The following is a 19,014-nucleotide window of genomic DNA, read 5'->3' as shown; positions in this document are numbered from 1 at the left end:
CAGAGGTTAGTTATTCCGGTGATCACCTGATCACACTTATTTTAATTCTAATATAACTGAAGTATTTGGTGCTAAAGAAATACTGCCTTTTAACAAATCAAACTCTTTTTCACTAATCACATCTTTTCCAGAAGTGAATGTTCCCAAACTTTCTGCAAATCTCGCCAGATTCAATTCCTGCGTACTTTCGTTCTGGTTAATCACTACCATTACTGTTTTTTCAGCATTGCTTCTGAAATAAACGTAAGTATCATTTTCGGGAACGTAATGCATCAATTTTCCAGTGTGGATAACCGGATTTTGTTTTCTCCAGTTCAATAATTTCTTTAAAAAACCGAAAGCTTCATTCTCTTTTGAAGTTCGTCCTTCTGCGCTAAATGCATTTCTCTCATCACCTTCCCATCCTCCGGGAAAATCAACACGCATTTTACCATCGCCATCGCTCTTTTTGCCTTCCAGCAAGATTTCGGTTCCCACATAAAGTTGAGGAATTCCACGAGTTGTAAGCAGGAAAGTCATCAGTTTTTTGTATTTCTGTATGTCGCCACCCAAAACCGACATGATATGGTCTGTATCGTGATTCTCAGCAAAAATAAATAAGTTGTCTGTGTGCGGATATAAGTAATCAAAAGCAAGGGAATTGTACAGACGAACCAATCCGGTATTCCATCCTTCGTTTTCATTAAGAGCTTTTGTCATGGCATCAAACAAAGAAAAATCCATTACGCAAGGCAAGTTCGAATTGTAAGCATCGTGATTTACTGCATCTTTCTGCCAGTAAGCAATCTCGGCAGGCGAACTTAACCAGGTTTCTCCAACAATATTTAGGTTGGGATACTCTTCCATAATTGAGCCTGAATAAACCGCCATGGCATCTTTGTCGTTGTAAGGATAAGTATCTACTCTGATCCCGCCTAAATCGGCATATTCTATCCACCAAATGGTATTCTGAATAAAATAGTTAATCAGCAAATCGTTTTTTTGATTTAAATCCGGCATACTTGTATCAAACCATCCATTAAAATTCTTGTCGTAGTCTACTTTGGAAACATATGGATCATTCGTTGTACTCTTGCGATGATTGGATTGGGTGTATTCAGGAAATACATGAACCCAATCGCTTGAAGGCAGGTCGTTCATCCACCAATGAGCCGAAGCGCAATGGTTGGTTACCACATCCATAATAATTTTAATTCCTCGCTTTTTTGCTTCCGCAGATAATCGGACATAATCCTCGTTACTTCCGTAACGGGCATCTATTTTGTAATAATCGGATATTGCATAAGTATGGTAAGATGTTGTTGGTTCATTATCTTCCATTAATGGAGTATTCCAAATTGCAGTAATACCAAGCTCCTGCAAATAATCTAAATGGTCAATGATTCCCTGAATGTCGCCACCATGACGACCGTCAGGATTTTCACGATCCAATTTATCCTCCATTCCTTCAACCGAATCATTCTTTGGATCTCCATTTGCAAATCGATCCGGCATAATTAAATAAACCACATCCGATGCATCGTAGCCTTTCCTATTGGCTGAATTTTCATTTCTGGCTTTCAATTCATACGAGTAACTTGCTTTCTTTTTGCCTTTCTCCGAAAAAACAAGGTCGAAACGCCCCGCTTTCGTTCCTTTTTTAATCAGCAGATTTACAAACAAATAATTGGGTTTATCCGTCTTTATCATCCTTTCAATTGTAACTCCCGGATAATTCATCGAAACATCATATTTCGAAATATTTTCACCATGAACCAAAAGTTGTAAATTTGGATTTTTCATATCCACCCACCAAAACATTGGCTCCACTCTTTCAATTTTCACCTTATCGGCAAAAGAGAAAAAACTAAAAAATGAAACCATCAATAAGGAAATCAAAAAAGTTCTCATACAATAAAAATTAAAACTTGGTAAAAATTCAGGATAAGAGGAATCCCCCTTATCCTGAACTATTCATGCCATAATTTAAGCGCGCTCAATAACCAAGCTGCTGTTCTTTTCAATTACGTATTCATCATCAATAAGGAATAAGGAAATATCCTCACCTTCTTCATTAATAACGCCAACTTCATCAGCAGCAACTCTTACATTTAAAAGATTACCTCTGAATCGAACCTTAAATGAATATGATTTCCATTCTTTAGGGATTAATGGCTTAAATATCAATTGTCCGTTCGATACTCTCATTCCACCAAAACCTTCAACAATCGACATCCATGTTCCTGCCATGCTTGTAATGTGCAATCCTTCGTGCACTTCATGATTGTAATCGTCAATATCCAAACGGGAAGTTCTTAAATACAAATCATAAGCACCTTCAATATCACCAATTTTTGACGCTAAAATGGAGTGAATACATGGAGAAAGTGAAGATTCATGCAAGGTTCTGGGCTCGTAGAATTGATAATTCTTTTTAATCGTTTCCTCGTCAAACTGATCTTCAAACAAATAAACACCTTGCAAAACATCAGCTTGTTTGATGAAACATGACCGCAGGATTCTATCCCATGACCAATGCTGATTGATCGGACGTACTTTTGGATCTAAATCAGAAGCCAGAATCTGTTCTTTATCCATATAGCCATCCTGTTGCAAAAATACTCCTGTTTCCTCATCAACCGGATAGTACATGTTGTCAATTATATCATTCCACTTTGCGGTTTCAGTATCAAAATCGAATTTCAGGTTGTCCATAATCTCAGCAAAGCGACCGGAATTTGTCTCCTTAACATGAGCCATTGCTTCCTGAGTATATTTCATACACCAATTCGCAATGGTACTTGTGTACCAGTTGTTGTTGATATTATTTTCGTATTCGTTTGGTCCGGTAACACCAAGCATCACATATTTCTTCTTCGCCTGGGAATAGTTAACCCGCTGACTCCAGAATCTTGAAATACCAATTAGTACATCCAAACCATATTCTTCCAAATATTTTTTGTCATCTGTGTGACGGATGTAGTTATAAATGGCAAATGCGATAGCTCCGTTACGGTGAATTTCCTCGAAAGTAATCTCCCACTCGTTGTGACACTCTTCCCCGTTCATTGTTACCATTGGATACAAGGCTGCTCCATTGCTAAATCCTAATTTTGCTGCATTCTCAATTGCTTTTTGCAATTGCTTATGACGATAAATCAACAGGTTACGGGTCACCTCAGGTTTTGATGTGCTTAGGTAGAAAGGAACGCAGTAAGCTTCTGTATCCCAATAAGTACTTCCTCCATACTTCTCTCCTGTAAAACCTTTAGGACCAATGTTCAATCTTTCGTCTTCGCCGGTATAGGTCTGATTCAATTGAAAAATATTGAAACGAATGGCTTGCTGTGCTGCAACATCACCTTCAATGGTAATATCACTGTTCGCCCATTTGCCTGCCCACGCAGCAACATGTTCCTCTAAAAGGGAATCATATCCTTTATTGTATGCTTCTGCAACAACATTTTGAGCATCAGCTTGTATTTCTGCTTTGTTATGATTTAAGGAACTTAAAACACCTGCATATTTATAAATAGTTAGTTTCTCTCCTTTTCGAATGTCAAATTCTACTGTATTGGATACGTATTTAGCTTCTTCATTTACAGAAGGTGCCATTTCCAGTTTCTGCCCATCTTTGTATACGTCATATTTCATACCTATACAAACATGAAAATCCAACTTCTTGGTTTTAGCCGTTATTGAAGCTTCCCCCTTTACGGATTTGCATGATAATACATCCCAAAACTTCTCATCGTAGTTCGAATCCTCATTAGCCACATCAGCATCAAGGTATGGATTGAAACTAATCTTTCCATCGAAATTTAAAGCAGTAACTGAATATCGAATTGCTCCGACTTCAGAAGTTACAATGCTTAAAAAACGTTTTGTGTCTACCTTAATTTGGTTTCCATTCGACATTTCGGCAACAAATGAACGCATCAAAACACCTTCCTGCATATTTAATGTGCGAACAAAACCACTTACCTTACACATGGCAAGATCAAGCGTTTCGTCATTAATCTTTACATCAATTCCAATCCAGTTTGGCGCATTCAATACTTTAGCGAAATATTCCGGATAACCGTTTTTCCACCAACCCACTCTGGTTTTATCAGGATAATAAACTCCAGCGATATAAGTTCCCTGTAATGTTTTGCCCGAGTAAGTTTCTTCAAACATGGCTCTTTGCCCCATGTTGCCATTACCAAGACTAAATATGCTTTCGGATGCGCGATGGTTCTCAGGATTAAATCCTTCCTCGATAATACACCACTCATCGTGTTTTAAATATTCATTCATGTTGATTTCCTTTTAAAAATAATCCTACCTATTCGCTTAAAAGTTCAATTGACTAATGGAAAATCCCACAAAACCCGGAACAACCATATTTGCTTTCCCTAACACTTCGGGAGAACCGATTCCTACACACTTCATTTGGCCATTAATTGCCGCTTCTACTCCTGCCTCTGCATCCTCAAAAACGACACACTCCGATGGTACTACGTTGAGAAGCTCTGCACCTTTTAGAAATACTTCCGGATCAGGTTTTGCATTACTCACATGAGTTCCATCAACTACTACATCAAAATAATTGGTAAGTTCTAATTGATTGAGAATAGTCATCGCATTTTTACTTGCAGATCCCAAAGCAATCTTCACTCCATTGGATTTTAGTTCATTCATAAATTCTTTCACTCCAGGAAGAATTTCATCAGGAGTCATTCTAAGAATGTACTCCAAATAGTTTTTGTTTTTCTTATCGGCCAATTTAAGTTTAGTTTCCTGATCGAGCTCAACCCCGCCAATCGAAAGAAGTATATCCAAAGAGGTCATTCGGCTCACTCCTTTTAACCTCTCATTATCTTCTTCAGTAAAGTCAAAACCTAACTCATTTGCTATACTTTTCCATGCGATATAATGATACTTCGCCGTATCAACCACTACTCCATCTAAATCAAATATACATGCACTAATTGTTCCCATTTCAAACAAATATTATTAATTAACAGCTTTATTTTGCTTAACGAAAGTGACAGCAACTGCCCCTAACAACATTGATATCCCGGCGATCACCATAATGTAAATTGCCTCACCGTTGAAAAAGTATCTTAAAATCTCACCAGCAATTATTCCACTAATAATCTGAGGTCCTGCAATTGTGAAATTGAAAATCCCCATATACACCCCCATTTTGTCAGCAGGTAAAGAGTCCGATAAAATAGAGTATGGCATCGCTAAAATTGCGGCCCATGCTATTCCTACCCCCACCATTGGAATCATCCACAAAGCAGCACTCGATGGCACATCAACTTCAGTTATTAAAAGATTTAAATGAATTAAATCGCCTCCGCTAAATAGGTAAGTTGATAAGAAACCTACTCCCCCCAAAAACAAGGCTAAAGAATACACTGTTTTCCTGCCAAACCGATTCGCCAACCTGGACATTAAAATTGAAAATATTGCCGCAAACAAACTATAGCCTGCAAACAAAATTCCAACCCAATCTCCTGCATCCTGAAACGATTCTGATTTTACATCAGTGATTGGACATCCCCAGGAATGCTGCGCCAAAGCGTAGGTTGTATATACCCACATCAAATAAAGAGAAAACCACGAAAAAAACTGAACTACAGCTAATTGCATCATGGTTTTTGGAGTTTCTTTCAATAATTTAAAGAATCCCGACAAAGTACCTTTCTTCTTTTTTTCCTTTGATAGAATTTCCAAGCCTTTATAGTCTGCATATTCTTGCGGTGGATATTCCTTTGTTCGGAAAACAGTCCAAATTACTGATAACAGTAACATACCGCCACCAATATAAAATGACCAGATAACTGATGAAGGTACTCCTCCATCTGGATCAACATTACTAACTCCCATCACATTGGTTAAAACAAATGGCAAAATAGATCCGAGTACAGCCCCCGTGTTAATCAAAAAGCTCTGAATTGAATATCCTGCATTTCTTTGTTCTTCCGGAGTCATATCAGCAACAAGCGCTCTAAATGGTTGCATCGTAATATTGAACGACCCATCCATTAAAGCGAACATCACTGCACCAAATACAAGAGGCGGCATAATTTTAACCGCTATACCTGCATTAGGCATAAAAAACATTGCCAAAGCTGCAACTATAGCACCTCCCAAAATGTAAGGACCTCTTCGACCAAAGCGGTTCCAGGTTCGATCACTTGCACCTCCAACAATTGGCTGAACAATTAATCCCATAACGGGTGCTGCCAACCAAAATAGAGATAAATGATGCAAATCTGCTCCTAAACTTGATAACACACGGCTTACGTTTGCTCCTTGTAAAGCAAATCCCATCTGTATTCCTAAGAATCCGAAACTGACGTTCCAGATTTGCCAAAAACTTAATCGAGGCTGTTTTTTCATTTGTTAGTTAATTATGTTCTTCCTATGAATGGGTTGACGATTTAATTAAAATCATAAACTGTTTTTTAATTTGATCCATAAACATAAGGATCAGACTACTCAATAATGAGCAATTCAACAAACAATTCTGGTTCAAATAAAATTTTGGAAAAATAGATCCTGGTACAAATCACATTAATCTGTGTTGTATAAGGACTAACTTAATTATTCAACACATTGTACGTGTTAAACAAATAGTAGATCTGTATAATTTCCATCATTTTATCAGGAAATGAGATCATATTAATAAGGAAGTAATGTAAATTAAGTCGGAAAAGAGGTTTCCCTCCACCGTCAAAAGTAGAGAAAAAAATACAATATGTCAAAACAACTTCAAGCTGAAAATTTCAAACAGTCAGTAAAAACAGGCTTAACAACCCATAACAAACGATTGCAATGAATTCAAAAAAAAACTGTTTTTATTCAATTCATGATAAATTCACATCTTATTTCATAAAAATACCCCCTTCTAACAGACAAAAAAAGCTGCACAAAGCAACTTTTTTACACATCAGTATATAATTATTATATCTGTCTTGTTGATCCTCTTACAATCAAATTGGTTTTAACAACTTTTGTGACAGGCTCGTAATCCATATCTCCTGCAGAAATTCTTTCCACAATCAGCTCTGCAGCTTTCAAACCGATCTCAAAACCATGTTGTTCAAGAGTTGTTAGTGAAGGATCCGTGATACGGGAAACCACTCCGTCGGTAAACCCAACAATGGAAATATCCTCAGGAACTCTTAAACCTAACTTTTTCACCATCAAAAGTGAACCGGCGGCAGTTAATTCATTCACTGCAAATATAGCATCAGGAGGCTCAGGTAAAGCAAGCAAATCAGGCGTTTTTAGAATTGCCTCATCAAAGCTGTCACACTTAACAATTAAATTTTCATCGATTGGAATTTTGTGTTTTAACATGGCCTGACGGTACCCTTTCTGCCTATTCTGAGCCAATAACATATGCTGAGGTGCCGATAAATGCGCAATTCTTCTACATCCTATTTTAATTAAATGTTCTACTGCAGCAAAAGCACCTGCAAAATCATCTACAATTACATTATCTGATGACAAATCATTACAAACACGATCAAAAAATACGATTGGAATGCCATTATTCCTTAATTCTTGAAAATGACTGTGATCTTTTGTTTCCTTTGACATGGAAACCAAAACTCCATCAACACGACTCGAAAGCAATGCCTGCACATTAGCCATCTCTCTTATATAGGACTCATTTGATTGAAAAATCATCACGTTGTATCCAGCTTTTGAGGCAATATCTTCTATTCCACTAATTACTGAAGAAAAAAAATGATGAACAATTTCAGGAATAATAACACCTATAATATTTGTTTTGCTGTTTCGTAAACTTAGAGCTACAGCATTTGGTTTGTAATGCCATTCTTTAGCAAGTTCATTAACAGCCTCCTTAGTTTTATTACTAATATCAGGATGATCTTTAAGTGCTCTTGAAACAGTGGAGGCAGAAATTCCTAATTCTTTGGCTATATCTTTAATTGTTACTTGCCCGCTTCTCATATAAAATTTGTATATTAATAGATGCTAACACCCTTATAGAAAAAAAAGTAACAAGATGATTAAGAATAATCTACGCATTCCAACCATACTTGAAACAAGCTTTGTAAATATAGAAAAAATTAAACAAACCCATAAGTTTGATTGGAAATTGTTCAGATATTATCAATTTATATCCATATGTAAATATCAAACGTTTGCGGTGACGTTTGCGATGATTTATTTACACTTAACCATCAATCATTTACAAGAAAAATCCATCAACATTTATCTTTGATTACAGAATGAATTAAGGCTAACTTAACGTTAGGGTAATTTTAGAAAGCTAAAAAAAGGAAGAACCCAAGTCGGAAACACGAGTTCATATTTTTATCTAAAACACCTTAACAAATTAACTAATTTCTAATTTATCTTAAATTTCTAATTTATGGAACTTAACATTAGTAGACTTAGAAAACTACTTCTTATGCTGGTTATGGTATTTTCATTTACCATTATAAATGCACAGGAAAAAGTAGTTACTGGTTTAGTTACCGATGCAAACGATGGCATGGGAATTCCTGGTGTTTCAATAGTTGTAAAAGGCACAACTATAGGCACAACTACCGACATTGACGGAAAATACACGCTAAGTGTAGATGCCAATGCAACTATTATTTATTCTTTTGTAGGATATCGTTCTCAAGAGATTGTCGTTGGTTCACAATCTCAAATTAATGTAATTTTAAGTATTGAAACCGAAAACCTTTCCGAAATTGTAATTGTTGGATATGGTCAAGTAAGAAAAGAAGATGCAACAGGATCGGTCTTTACAGTTAAATCAGATGATTTTAACCAAGGAACAACCAGTTCTCCACAAGATTTAATTGTGGGTAAAATTGCTGGTGTACAGATCGTAAATGATGGAGGTGCTCCTGGTTCAGCATCAACAATTAGAATTCGTGGAGGTTCTTCAATGTCCGCAAGTAACGATCCATTAATTGTAATTGATGGAATGCCGTTAGATAACAGGGCTATTGATGGAATGAGTAATGTTTTAAGTTCATTAAATCCTAATGATATTGAAACCTTTACTGTATTAAAAGATGCATCAGCAACTGCTATTTACGGATCACGTGCTTCCAATGGTGTAATTTTGATTACAACTAAAAAAGGAAAAGCAGGACAAAAAATAAAAGTTACCTATGACTCTAAATTTTCAATCGGTAAAATCAAAGAGACTATAGATGTTTTAAGTGCTGATGAGTATAGAACGTTAGTGACTGAAAGGGCTGTAAATAATTCTTCAGTGAACCCAGCATTATTGGGTAAAGCTTCTACAGACTGGCAAGATGAAATATATAGAGATGCAACAGGACATGAGCACAATATTGGAATTTCAGGTTCATACAAAGACATCCCATTTAGAGTTTCGGCTGGTTACACTGACCAGAAAGGTATTTTGCAAACTTCTGAAATGCAAAGAACCACAGGAACTTTAAATGTTAACCCTAGCTTTTTAGATGACCATTTAAAGATAAATGTTGGTGTTAAATATATGGTAATTGAAAATCAATTTGCTGATAAAGGTGCCATAGGAAGTGCTTTGCGCATGGACCCCACTCAATCTGTTTTTAATAAAACAGGTATTTACGGAGGGTATACAACCTGGTTAATGAGTGATGGTTCACGAAACGTAAATGGAACTCGAAATCCTGTTGCTCAATTGCAACAAAAAGATGATAAATCTAATGTATCAAGAGTAATCGCAGATTTTCAAGCTGATTACAAATTACATTTCCTTCCAGATTTAAAAGCAAGTATGAAATTAGGCTATGACTATTCTGATAGTGATGGTGATGTAAATACTGATTTGGATGCCTCATGGGTAAGAGCTTCTTCTACAGGAGTAAAAAGAGATTATACTCAAGAGAAAAAGAATGAACTAGTAGATTTTTATCTTACTTATAATAAAGATCTTCCATCATTGAGTAGTAAAATCAATGTAATGGGAGGTTATGAGTGGCAGCATTTCTGGTCAAAGTCTTCAGCTTTCGAGATTGACAGAACTAATACAACAATAGAAGACTCTAAAAATGAAACAGAGAACTACTTGGTTTCATTCTTCGGTAGAGCCAACTATACATTTAAGGATAAATATATCGTAACAGCTACATTGCGTAAAGATGGTTCCTCAAGATTCCACAAAGACAACAGATGGGGTACTTTTCCTTCAGCAGCTTTTGCTTGGAGAATGAGCGAAGAATCATTTCTTAAAAATATCGATGTGGTAAGTAATGCTAAAGTCCGTTTAGGTTACGGTATAACAGGTCAGCAGGAATTAAATAGTGGCGACTACCCATACATGGGAACTTATCGATTAAGTGATTCAAGAACAAGATATCAATTCGGTAATCAGTTTTATACTTTAATCAGACCAGATGGATACGACGAAGGCTTACAGTGGGAGAAAACCACAACGTATAATGCAGGTTTCGATTTTGGACTATTCAACAGCAGAATTAATGGTTCATTCGATGTATATAAACGAAAAACTGAAGATCTGTTAAATACAATTCCAGTACCAGCAGGAACAAACTTTACTGACAGATTATTAACAAATGTTGGTGATTTGGAAAATAATGGATTTGAATTCTCTATCAATGCAATTGTATTGGATAAAGAAGATTTGTTTTGGGAAGTTGGTTTCAACCTTGCTTATAACAAGAATGAGATCACCCGTTTGACAAATTATGACGATCCTGACTACAGAGGAGTTGAAACAGGTGGCATTAGTGGTGTAGGTGTTGGTAATAATATCCAAATCAATGCAGTTGGGCACTCATTAAACACTTTCTATGTATACGAGCAAGTATATAATGCTAACGGAAAACCGATTGAAGGTCTTTATGTAGATAGAAATAAAGATGGAGAAATCACAACAGCCGATAAATACTATGCGAAAGATCCTGCACAGGATTATAATATAGGTTTTTCTTCGAACATCAAATACAAAGATTTTGATTTTGGATTTAACGGTAGAATTGGGATTGGTGGACAAATGTATAACAATGTTATAGTAGGAGGTCGTTACCAAGAGATGACTGTAAATGAGTACTTAACAAACATGCCTACAGAAATTAACAAATCAAAGTTTGAGACAGCACAACAATATTCTGATTATTTCCTTGAGGATGCATCATTCTTTAGAATAGATAATATAACTCTAGGCTATAACTTTACTAAAATTTTAAAACCTCTTTTAGGTTTTGATTTTAACGCCAGAGCATTTGCCACAGTTCAAAATGCTATTGTAATAACCGATTACAGTGGATTAGATCCTGAAGTAAACGGAGGAATTGACAATGATGTATATCCAAGACCAAGAACCTTCTTGTTTGGATTAAATGTGAATTTTTAATTGATAAATGTTTTAATTATGAATAAGAGATATTATAAAACAAATTATATCATGATTGCATTTGCATTATTATTTGCATTTGTATCGTGTACAGATGATTTGAATACAGAACCTCTTGATGAGGATATAAAAACTGCAGAGACTGTTTTGACTGATGCTGAATCATATAAAGAGCTTTTAGCAAAATGTTATGCAGGCTTAATCTTAGGAGGTCAAACAGGTGTTGATTCAGATCAGGATATCAGTAGTATCAATGGTGGTTTTTCATCTTATTTAAGACTATTGTGGAATCATCAGGAGCTACCAACTGACGAAGCAATTTGTGCCTGGAATGATGGTAACTTAAGGGATCTGCACGATCAGGATTGGACGACTTCAAATGAGTTTGTTACAGCTATGTATTATCGGATTACTCTTCAAATAACCTACTGTAATAATCTGATAAAATTGACTAATGGTCAATCGGAATACAAAGCTTTCAGCGATGAAGCTAAAGCATTAAGAGCCTTGAGTTATTACCATTTGCTAGATATGTTTGGACGTGGTCCATTTGTTACAGAAGAAGATGAGATTGGTTCTTTCTTCTTCCCTGAGATGGCTACACAACAACAAATATTTGATTATATCGAGTCTGAACTTACAGGAATTGAGACGGAATTAGCTGATCCCGGAACAAATGAATATGGTAGAGCTGATAAAGGTTTAGCATGGGCAATTCTTGCTAAATTGTACTTAAACGCAGAAGTTTATATTGGAGTACCTAAATATACTGAGGCAATTACCTATTGCAACAAAATTATTGGAGGGGGATATTCTCTTGAATCAGATTATGCTAACCTATTCTTAGCTGATAATCATTTAAGAACTAATGAGATTATTTTCCCAATAACATCTGATGGTAACAGCACTCAAACATGGGGTGGTATGACATTCTTACTTCACTCTACTGTTGGAGGTGATATGCCTGCAAGCGAATCTGGTATTGATGGTGGATGGGGTGGAAATAGAACTACAAAATCTTTTGTAAACCTTTTCCCTGACGTTACAGGAACAGATAAAAGAGGAATGTTTTATACGGATGGGCAAAATCTTGAAATAGAAGACATCTTCAACTTTAGAGATGGATATGCTCTCCGTAAGTTCAAAAATATTACTTCAACCGGAGCTGTTGGTTCAAACCTATCGTTTCCTGATACTGATTTTCCACTTTACAGATTGGCAGATTTCTATTTGACGTATGCTGAAGCTGTAGTCCGAGGTGGTACAGGTGGAAATATGGAAACTGCTGTTGATTATATCAACGAACTTAGAGAAAGAGCATATGGAAGTACTTCAGGAAATATAACAGAATCTGATTTAACTTTAGATTTTATTCTTGACGAAAGAGGACGTGAGTTATACTGGGAGTGTCAGAGAAGAACCGACCTTGTTAGATTTGGTAAATTAACAAATGGAACGTACAACTGGCCCTGGAAAGGAGCTGTTGCAGACGGAAAAGCTACAGATGCAAAATACAATGTATTCCCTATTCCATCATCGGATATAAATGCGAATCCTAATCTGTCGAATATCTCAGGTTATTAATAGATTAAAAAGATACACTATGAAAAATATAAAATACTTACTAATATTACTTCTCGCAGTAGGCTTTTCTTCGTGCGAGGATGATGATATTTTGAAATTAAATGATTCAGAGTATGTACCTGTAACAAATATTGTAGGTTTTGGTGAGACTTTGGCCATTTCTAAGGCTACAAAATCAGAGACTATTCAGGTATCCTATACTCCTGCATCATACGGCGTAGATATTGTTGTAACGGATACCCTTCAATTTTCAACTACAGCTGATTTTTCTAAAGCTGTTAGTTTTAATATTGCTGCATCTGAAAATGCTTTCACATTTACGGTAGGAGCTATTAATGAACTCCTTACAGAATCACTCGAATTACCTGTAGATGTGGAAGCCACAGTTTATGCAAGGGTAATGACCAACTCTCTTAATGGTGTTGAAACACAATACTCTACAGTTATAAACTTTACAACAACTCCTTATTTGGATATTCTATTTGCTCCAAATACTTTCTATCTGTTTGGTGATGGTGTAGGACGCGTTGCACAGAACAACAAGCTTAAATTTATCAAAGTCAACAGTGAACCTGATGACTCTTGGACTATCGTGTGGATGGAAGCTACCGGTACTTTCAAGTTGTGCTCTGATGAAAACTACAAAGGTGTTATTGGAAAAATTGGAGATGCTGTTAATGGAGAGTATACTTTAGGAACAGTTGACAACAGAGGTGAAGATATACCTGTACCAGGAACAGCAGGATACTATACCGTTGGTGTAGATATGGCAAATAATAAGCTGTTGATTGAGCCTGCAAGTGTTTATGTTTGTGGAGATGCCGTTGGTGGATGGCCTACCAGTTCTGTTGTACCTGAAAATAAGTTTAAGTTGGATACTGAAAACAAGACGATGTATTTAACTAAAGACAATTTTTCAGCTGCAGAATTAAGACTTCATGTAACACATCCATACATTGGCGAATGGTGGCATGCAGAATTCATATTCTTTAATGGAAAAATTGCATACAGAGCAGACGGTGGTGATCAGGAAAGAGTTAATATTAACGCAGGTCAGCAAACAATTGTGCTCGACTTTATTAATCAAACTGGTAAAATTGAATAAAAATGAAGAATCTTAAATATTTATTTATATCACTATTGGCTGTTTTCTTTATTGCTTGCGAAGACGATTTTGAAACGCCAAATGTAACTGAGCCAGTTCAAGGAACTGCCCCGGTACTAGCAGAAATAACCGAAGATATCGATTTGGTCCTTGAGAAAAAGAATGAAAAAGAAACCATAATCGAATTAAGTTGGTCAGCAGCTACATATGCTGATCCTATTGGAGTGAGATATTATGTTCAAGTTGATACTGTAGGTAATGAATTTAAAAATGCCTTAGAGTTTGATCGGGTATCTGCAACTACAACACCAATTACTGTTGGCGGTTTAAATACTCTAATATCTAACAGATATGCACCTGCAAAAAAAGTAGAGCTCGAAGTCAGAATTAGAGCCTTTGCTAACGAGGATCTTGATAATTTGTACACTGCTTCGTTTACAATGAAGGTGACTCCTTATTTGGATGTACCTATTCCTACTGATTTATATATCTTTGGTTCAGCTACAGCTTCGTCTAAAGTTACAGATGCCTTAAAAGCATATGGTGCAGATAACATCTTTACGAAGTATCTGAAACTTACAAAAGATGGTTTATTTAAGTTTTCGGAGAAGCAAGCAAGCGACGGTTATGATTATAACTTCGCCAAATTTGCCACTCGATCTGAAAACATTGAGGCTGCAGGAGATGATGCCGGAAATTTCAAATTTACAGGAGAAACAGGATGGTATGCCGTTACAGCTGATTTTACAAACAGTAATTTAACAATTGCTCCATACGAAAATGGATCAGTATATACTTATGATTATCCAAATATATACTTGGTAGGTGCATACAATACTACTGATCCGGAATGGAATCCGGGAGCATCTCCTGAAATGACAAGAAAATCAGAAGGAGTATATACTCTTGAAGTTACCCTGAAAGATGGAGCCAATTTTAAATTTATTAATCAGCAAAATTGGGATGGTCTGGACTGGGCCGATGCTGATAGTGATGGTAATTCTGGTATTCTAGCTCCAAAGGGTAAGAATAACAACATTGCTTTTGACGGTGCTGATAAGGCATATACTATTACTTTAGATCTTAATAAAGGAATATATACAATTGAAGCAGTACCAGTTTTTCCTACCAAATTATACATCAATGGCAGCTTTGTTCCAGATTGGGATTGGAATAATGCCGCAGTAATGGAAATGATTCCGGTTCACAGTAACCCACATCTTTTCTGGAAAATTGCTTGGTTTGATGCTGGTACTGAGTTAAAATTTAATGCAGCTAAAGCCTGGGATGGTGCTCAATTCGGAAAAACCGGCGATACAGCAGATGCTGATGGCGTATGGAGTAAAGGTGGAGATAACATACCTAGCGGAGCTGTTGGTTATAAAATGATTGTTGTAAATCTTTTAACTAATACGATTCAAATAACCGATCCTGTTATCTATGCTCAGGGTACTGCATTTGGAAATTGGGATGGCGGACAATTCCTGTTTACTCCTGATGCAGGAGATACTAAGATTCTTGTTTCTCCGGCTGCCGTAGCAGATGATAATGCAAGAATGTATGTAACAGCTACTACTTTAACTAACGCTGACGGCAATCCTGTTGATTGGTGGCAGGCAGAGTTTAGTGTATTATCTGGTATAATTGAGTACAGAGGTACGGGAAATGATTTACCTGCAGCCCCTATCACAACAGGTCAAAAAGTAAAACTAAATTTCAGTACAGGATCTGGAATTTTCGAATAATATTTCTTAAAAAAAGAGCATACTTCGGTATGCTCTTTTTACAAATTACACTATCATTTTTTTAAGGTTTGATCTAGAAACAAAATTACTATGAAGAAACTATACACATATCTCCTTTCTTTTCTTCTGCTAATCCCTTCAATCGGTATTGGACAGATAATTATTTCAGATCCAAGCTTTCCTACCGAAGATAAATCTGTAAGCATAACCTTTGATGCCTCATTGGGTACAGCAGGATTACTGGATTACACCGGCGATGTATATGCTCATACAGGTGTAATTACTGACCAAAGCACTTCTACCAGTGATTGGAAATATGCCCCAACCTGGGGAGACAACAGCGAAAAATACAAACTAACATCACTTGGCAATAACAAGTGGCAATTAAGTATTACACCTGACATTCGCGAATATTACGGCGTAACAAGTGGTGAAAAAATATTAAAAATGGCTTTCGTTTTTAGGAGTTCTGACAATTCGAAAGAAGGAAAAGGAGACGGAGGAACAGACATATTTGTTGACTTAAGCGAAGGTGGACTCAATGTTGAATTCGCAAAACCAGTTGACAATGCCATTTTTGGAAAAAATGAATCAGTATTGATTACGGCAAATTCTGAAGCTAGTGATAATTTAGAGTTGCTAATCGATGGCGTAAGCATGACTTCCACCTCGTCAACCCAATTGAATTATTCCTATACTCCAAATGCCACAGGCAATCACCAATTAATTGCTGTTGCAACTGCAAGCGGTGAGGAAGCAAGAGATACAGTAAATATCGTTCTAAAAGAGGATACACCAACAGCAACAAAGCCTGTTGGTCTTAAAGATGGAATCAATTACATTGACAATACAACCGTAAGTTTATCACTTTACGCACCGAATAAAGAATATGTTTTTATTATAGGTGATTTCAATAATTGGAAGTTTGACAACAACTATCAAATGAAAAAAGACGGAGACTATTTTTGGATTACTCTCGACAATTTAACTGCAGGAAAAGAATATATTTTCCAGTATGTTATCGACGGGACTATCAAAATTGCAGATCCTTATGCCGATAAAGTACTTGATCCTTGGAATGATAAATACATTTCGAGTACAACCTATCCAAATTTGATTCCCTATCCTACTGATAAAACAAGCGAAATTGCCAGTGTCTTCCAAACAGCACAAACCACTTATACATGGTCCGATGCACAATTTACTCCGCCTTTAAAAGAAGACTTAGTAGTTTACGAATTACACATTCGTGATTTTACTGCCACTGGTGATATTAAAACAGTTAAAGACACATTAGATTATTTGGAAAGACTTGGCGTTAATGCAATTGAATTGATGCCATTTAACGAATTCGAAGGAAATGATTCCTGGGGATACAATCCTTCCTTTTATTTTGCTCCGGATAAAGCCTATGGAACAAAAGATGACTACAAAGCATTTGTAGATGAATGTCACAACAGAGGAATAGCTGTTTATATGGATATGGTATTGAATCATACTTACGGACAATCTCCATTTTTACGCATGTACTTTGATGGTTCAAAACCAACTACAGATAATCCATGGTACAATGTCACCAGCAATTTCGAAAATACAGAAGCACAATGGGGATACGATATTAATCACACAAGTACGGCGACACAAAAGTTAGTGGATCGGATTAATACCTATTGGATGAATGAATATCACATTGATGGATTTCGTTTCGATTTTACCAAAGGATTTTCAAACACACTACACAGCAACACAACCGATCCTTGGGGAGGACAGTACGATCCTGAGCGTATTGAAATACTAAAAAGGATGTCGACCGCAATTTGGAACGTTAAATCGAACGCCGTGGTGATTTTCGAACATTTATCCGATAATGCGGAAGAAAAAGAACTGGCAGCTCATGGAATCATGCTTTGGGGAAATGCCAATCATGAATACAGCGAAGCTTCCATGGGATATTCTTCTGATTTCAATTGGTATTCATGGAAAGAGAGGCAATGGACCGGCCCAAAATTGGTGAATTATATGGAAAGTCATGACGAAGAGCGCATGATGTATCGTAATCTTACCTATGGAGCTGCTCTAGGTGATTATAATGTAACAAACCTAAATACCGCCCTATCGAGAGTTGAAGCTGCATCTACTTTTTTCTTTACCGTGCCGGGTCCCAAAATGATGTGGCAATTTGAAGAATTGGGTTACGATGTCTCGATTGATGAAAATGGTCGGGTTGGCAAAAAACCAATTCACTGGGAATATCAGGATGATCCGAATAGAAAAAGACTGTACGAAGTATTCTCTGCTCTTATTAAACTGAAAAAAGAAGAAATTGCTTTTGAATCTGAGGATTTCACACTCAATACAAATACGGTTTTAAAACGGATTGAAATCAATCATTCTGATATGGATGTTAGGGTAATTGGAAATTTCGACCTTAAGCTAAGAAGTATTGATCCTAATTTCAGTAAAACCGGTACATGGTATGATTATTTTAGCGGGCAAGCAATTACTGTGAATAATGTTAATGCATTTATTGATCTTGAAGCCGGAGAATATCATATTTACACAACCAAACAACTTTCGGTTCCTGATGTGAAATCTGCACCTATTGCTTCAAACACAAGTATTAGCGGGACTTTCCGAGAGGATGAAACCCTAACGGCAAATTATACTTATACTGATATTAATAATGATCCGGAAGGTAGTTCAATTTACAAATGGTACAGAGGTGAAGATCCGAATGGAACGAATGAAACGCTTATTAGCGGAGCCAATACTCTAAGCTACACACTTGTTAGAGCCGACCGGGGAAATTTTATTCGCTTTTCGGTAACACCGGTTGCACAAACAGGCGAATTACTTCAAGGCAATATCGTTTACAGTTCATACAGTGAAGAAATCACCTACTCAACCGGGATTAATGATATTTTAAACAAAGAATTACGCCTGTATCCAAATCCGGTTCGTGATATTCTTCATCTTGAAAATCTAAAACAAGTAAATAGATTACAGCTTTTTGATTTATCAGGGAAAGCAATTCTAGCTCTAAATATGCCAAATGAATCGGCAGATTTAAACTTGAATAATCTTACTAAAGGAACTTACATTTTAGTATTTGAAATGGAAGACGGATCGAAGCTGAGCAAAAAAATAACAAAGCAATAAACAGCTTTTTTTCAATAGTTTATAGATTTGATAGAATCCCGCTTTTGGAACTCCAAAAGCGGGAT

At 36.4% G+C, this 19,014-nt stretch carries 10 protein-coding genes; 5 read left to right on the top strand and 5 right to left on the bottom strand.

Annotated elements, in window-relative coordinates; translation table 11 throughout:
* Positions 1 to 36: 36 nt before the first annotated feature.
* The 5 genes from ACKU4N_RS07255 to ACKU4N_RS07235 form a co-directional block, all read right to left on the bottom strand.
* Positions 37 to 1,890 (bottom strand): glycoside hydrolase family 13 protein, encoded by a 1,854-nt coding sequence (locus ACKU4N_RS07255; protein ID WP_321322012.1) that lies wholly within the window; start codon positions 1,888 to 1,890, stop codon positions 37 to 39.
* A 75-nt stretch (positions 1,891 to 1,965) separates the two neighbouring features.
* Positions 1,966 to 4,278, bottom strand: coding sequence for a glycoside hydrolase family 65 protein (locus ACKU4N_RS07250; RefSeq protein WP_321322010.1), 2,313 nt, complete (start codon positions 4,276 to 4,278; stop codon positions 1,966 to 1,968).
* 36 nt (positions 4,279 to 4,314) lie between these two features.
* Complete coding sequence (gene pgmB, locus ACKU4N_RS07245) at positions 4,315 to 4,962, bottom strand: beta-phosphoglucomutase (protein ID WP_321322008.1); 648 nt, start codon at positions 4,960 to 4,962, stop codon at positions 4,315 to 4,317.
* A gap of 15 nt (positions 4,963 to 4,977) precedes the next feature.
* Positions 4,978 to 6,375, bottom strand: coding sequence for an MFS transporter (locus ACKU4N_RS07240; protein ID WP_321322006.1), 1,398 nt, complete (start codon positions 6,373 to 6,375; stop codon positions 4,978 to 4,980).
* A 564-nt stretch (positions 6,376 to 6,939) separates the two neighbouring features.
* Entirely contained in the window at positions 6,940 to 7,974 is a 1,035-nt protein-coding gene (locus tag ACKU4N_RS07235; protein WP_321322748.1) for a LacI family DNA-binding transcriptional regulator, read from the bottom strand.
* Between the two features lie 409 nt (positions 7,975 to 8,383).
* On the opposite strand from ACKU4N_RS07235, the gene ACKU4N_RS07230 reads away from it, so the two are divergent.
* From ACKU4N_RS07230 to ACKU4N_RS07210, 5 genes are all read left to right on the top strand, one after another.
* Complete coding sequence (locus ACKU4N_RS07230; RefSeq protein ID WP_321322004.1) at positions 8,384 to 11,356, top strand: SusC/RagA family TonB-linked outer membrane protein; 2,973 nt, start codon at positions 8,384 to 8,386, stop codon at positions 11,354 to 11,356.
* A gap of 18 nt (positions 11,357 to 11,374) precedes the next feature.
* Positions 11,375 to 12,940 (top strand): RagB/SusD family nutrient uptake outer membrane protein, encoded by a 1,566-nt coding sequence (locus ACKU4N_RS07225; RefSeq protein ID WP_321322002.1) that lies wholly within the window; start codon positions 11,375 to 11,377, stop codon positions 12,938 to 12,940.
* A gap of 19 nt (positions 12,941 to 12,959) precedes the next feature.
* Complete coding sequence (locus ACKU4N_RS07220) at positions 12,960 to 14,045, top strand: SusF/SusE family carbohydrate-binding protein (RefSeq protein WP_321322000.1); 1,086 nt, start codon at positions 12,960 to 12,962, stop codon at positions 14,043 to 14,045.
* 2 nt (positions 14,046 to 14,047) lie between these two features.
* Positions 14,048 to 15,790, top strand: coding sequence for a SusF/SusE family carbohydrate-binding protein (locus tag ACKU4N_RS07215; RefSeq protein ID WP_321321998.1), 1,743 nt, complete (start codon positions 14,048 to 14,050; stop codon positions 15,788 to 15,790).
* Positions 15,791 to 15,880: 90 nt separating this feature from the next.
* A complete protein-coding gene (locus tag ACKU4N_RS07210) occupies positions 15,881 to 18,949 on the top strand; it encodes an alpha-amylase family glycosyl hydrolase (RefSeq protein WP_321321996.1) in 3,069 nt (1,022 codons plus the stop codon).
* The last annotated feature ends 65 nt before the right edge of the window (positions 18,950 to 19,014 follow it).

The organism is Labilibaculum sp., from assembly GCF_963664555.1.
In the GTDB taxonomy this organism is placed as follows: domain Bacteria; phylum Bacteroidota; class Bacteroidia; order Bacteroidales; family Marinifilaceae; genus Labilibaculum.
Note: the sequence above shows the minus strand (reverse complement) of the source record. Positions and strands in the feature narration are given on the sequence as shown.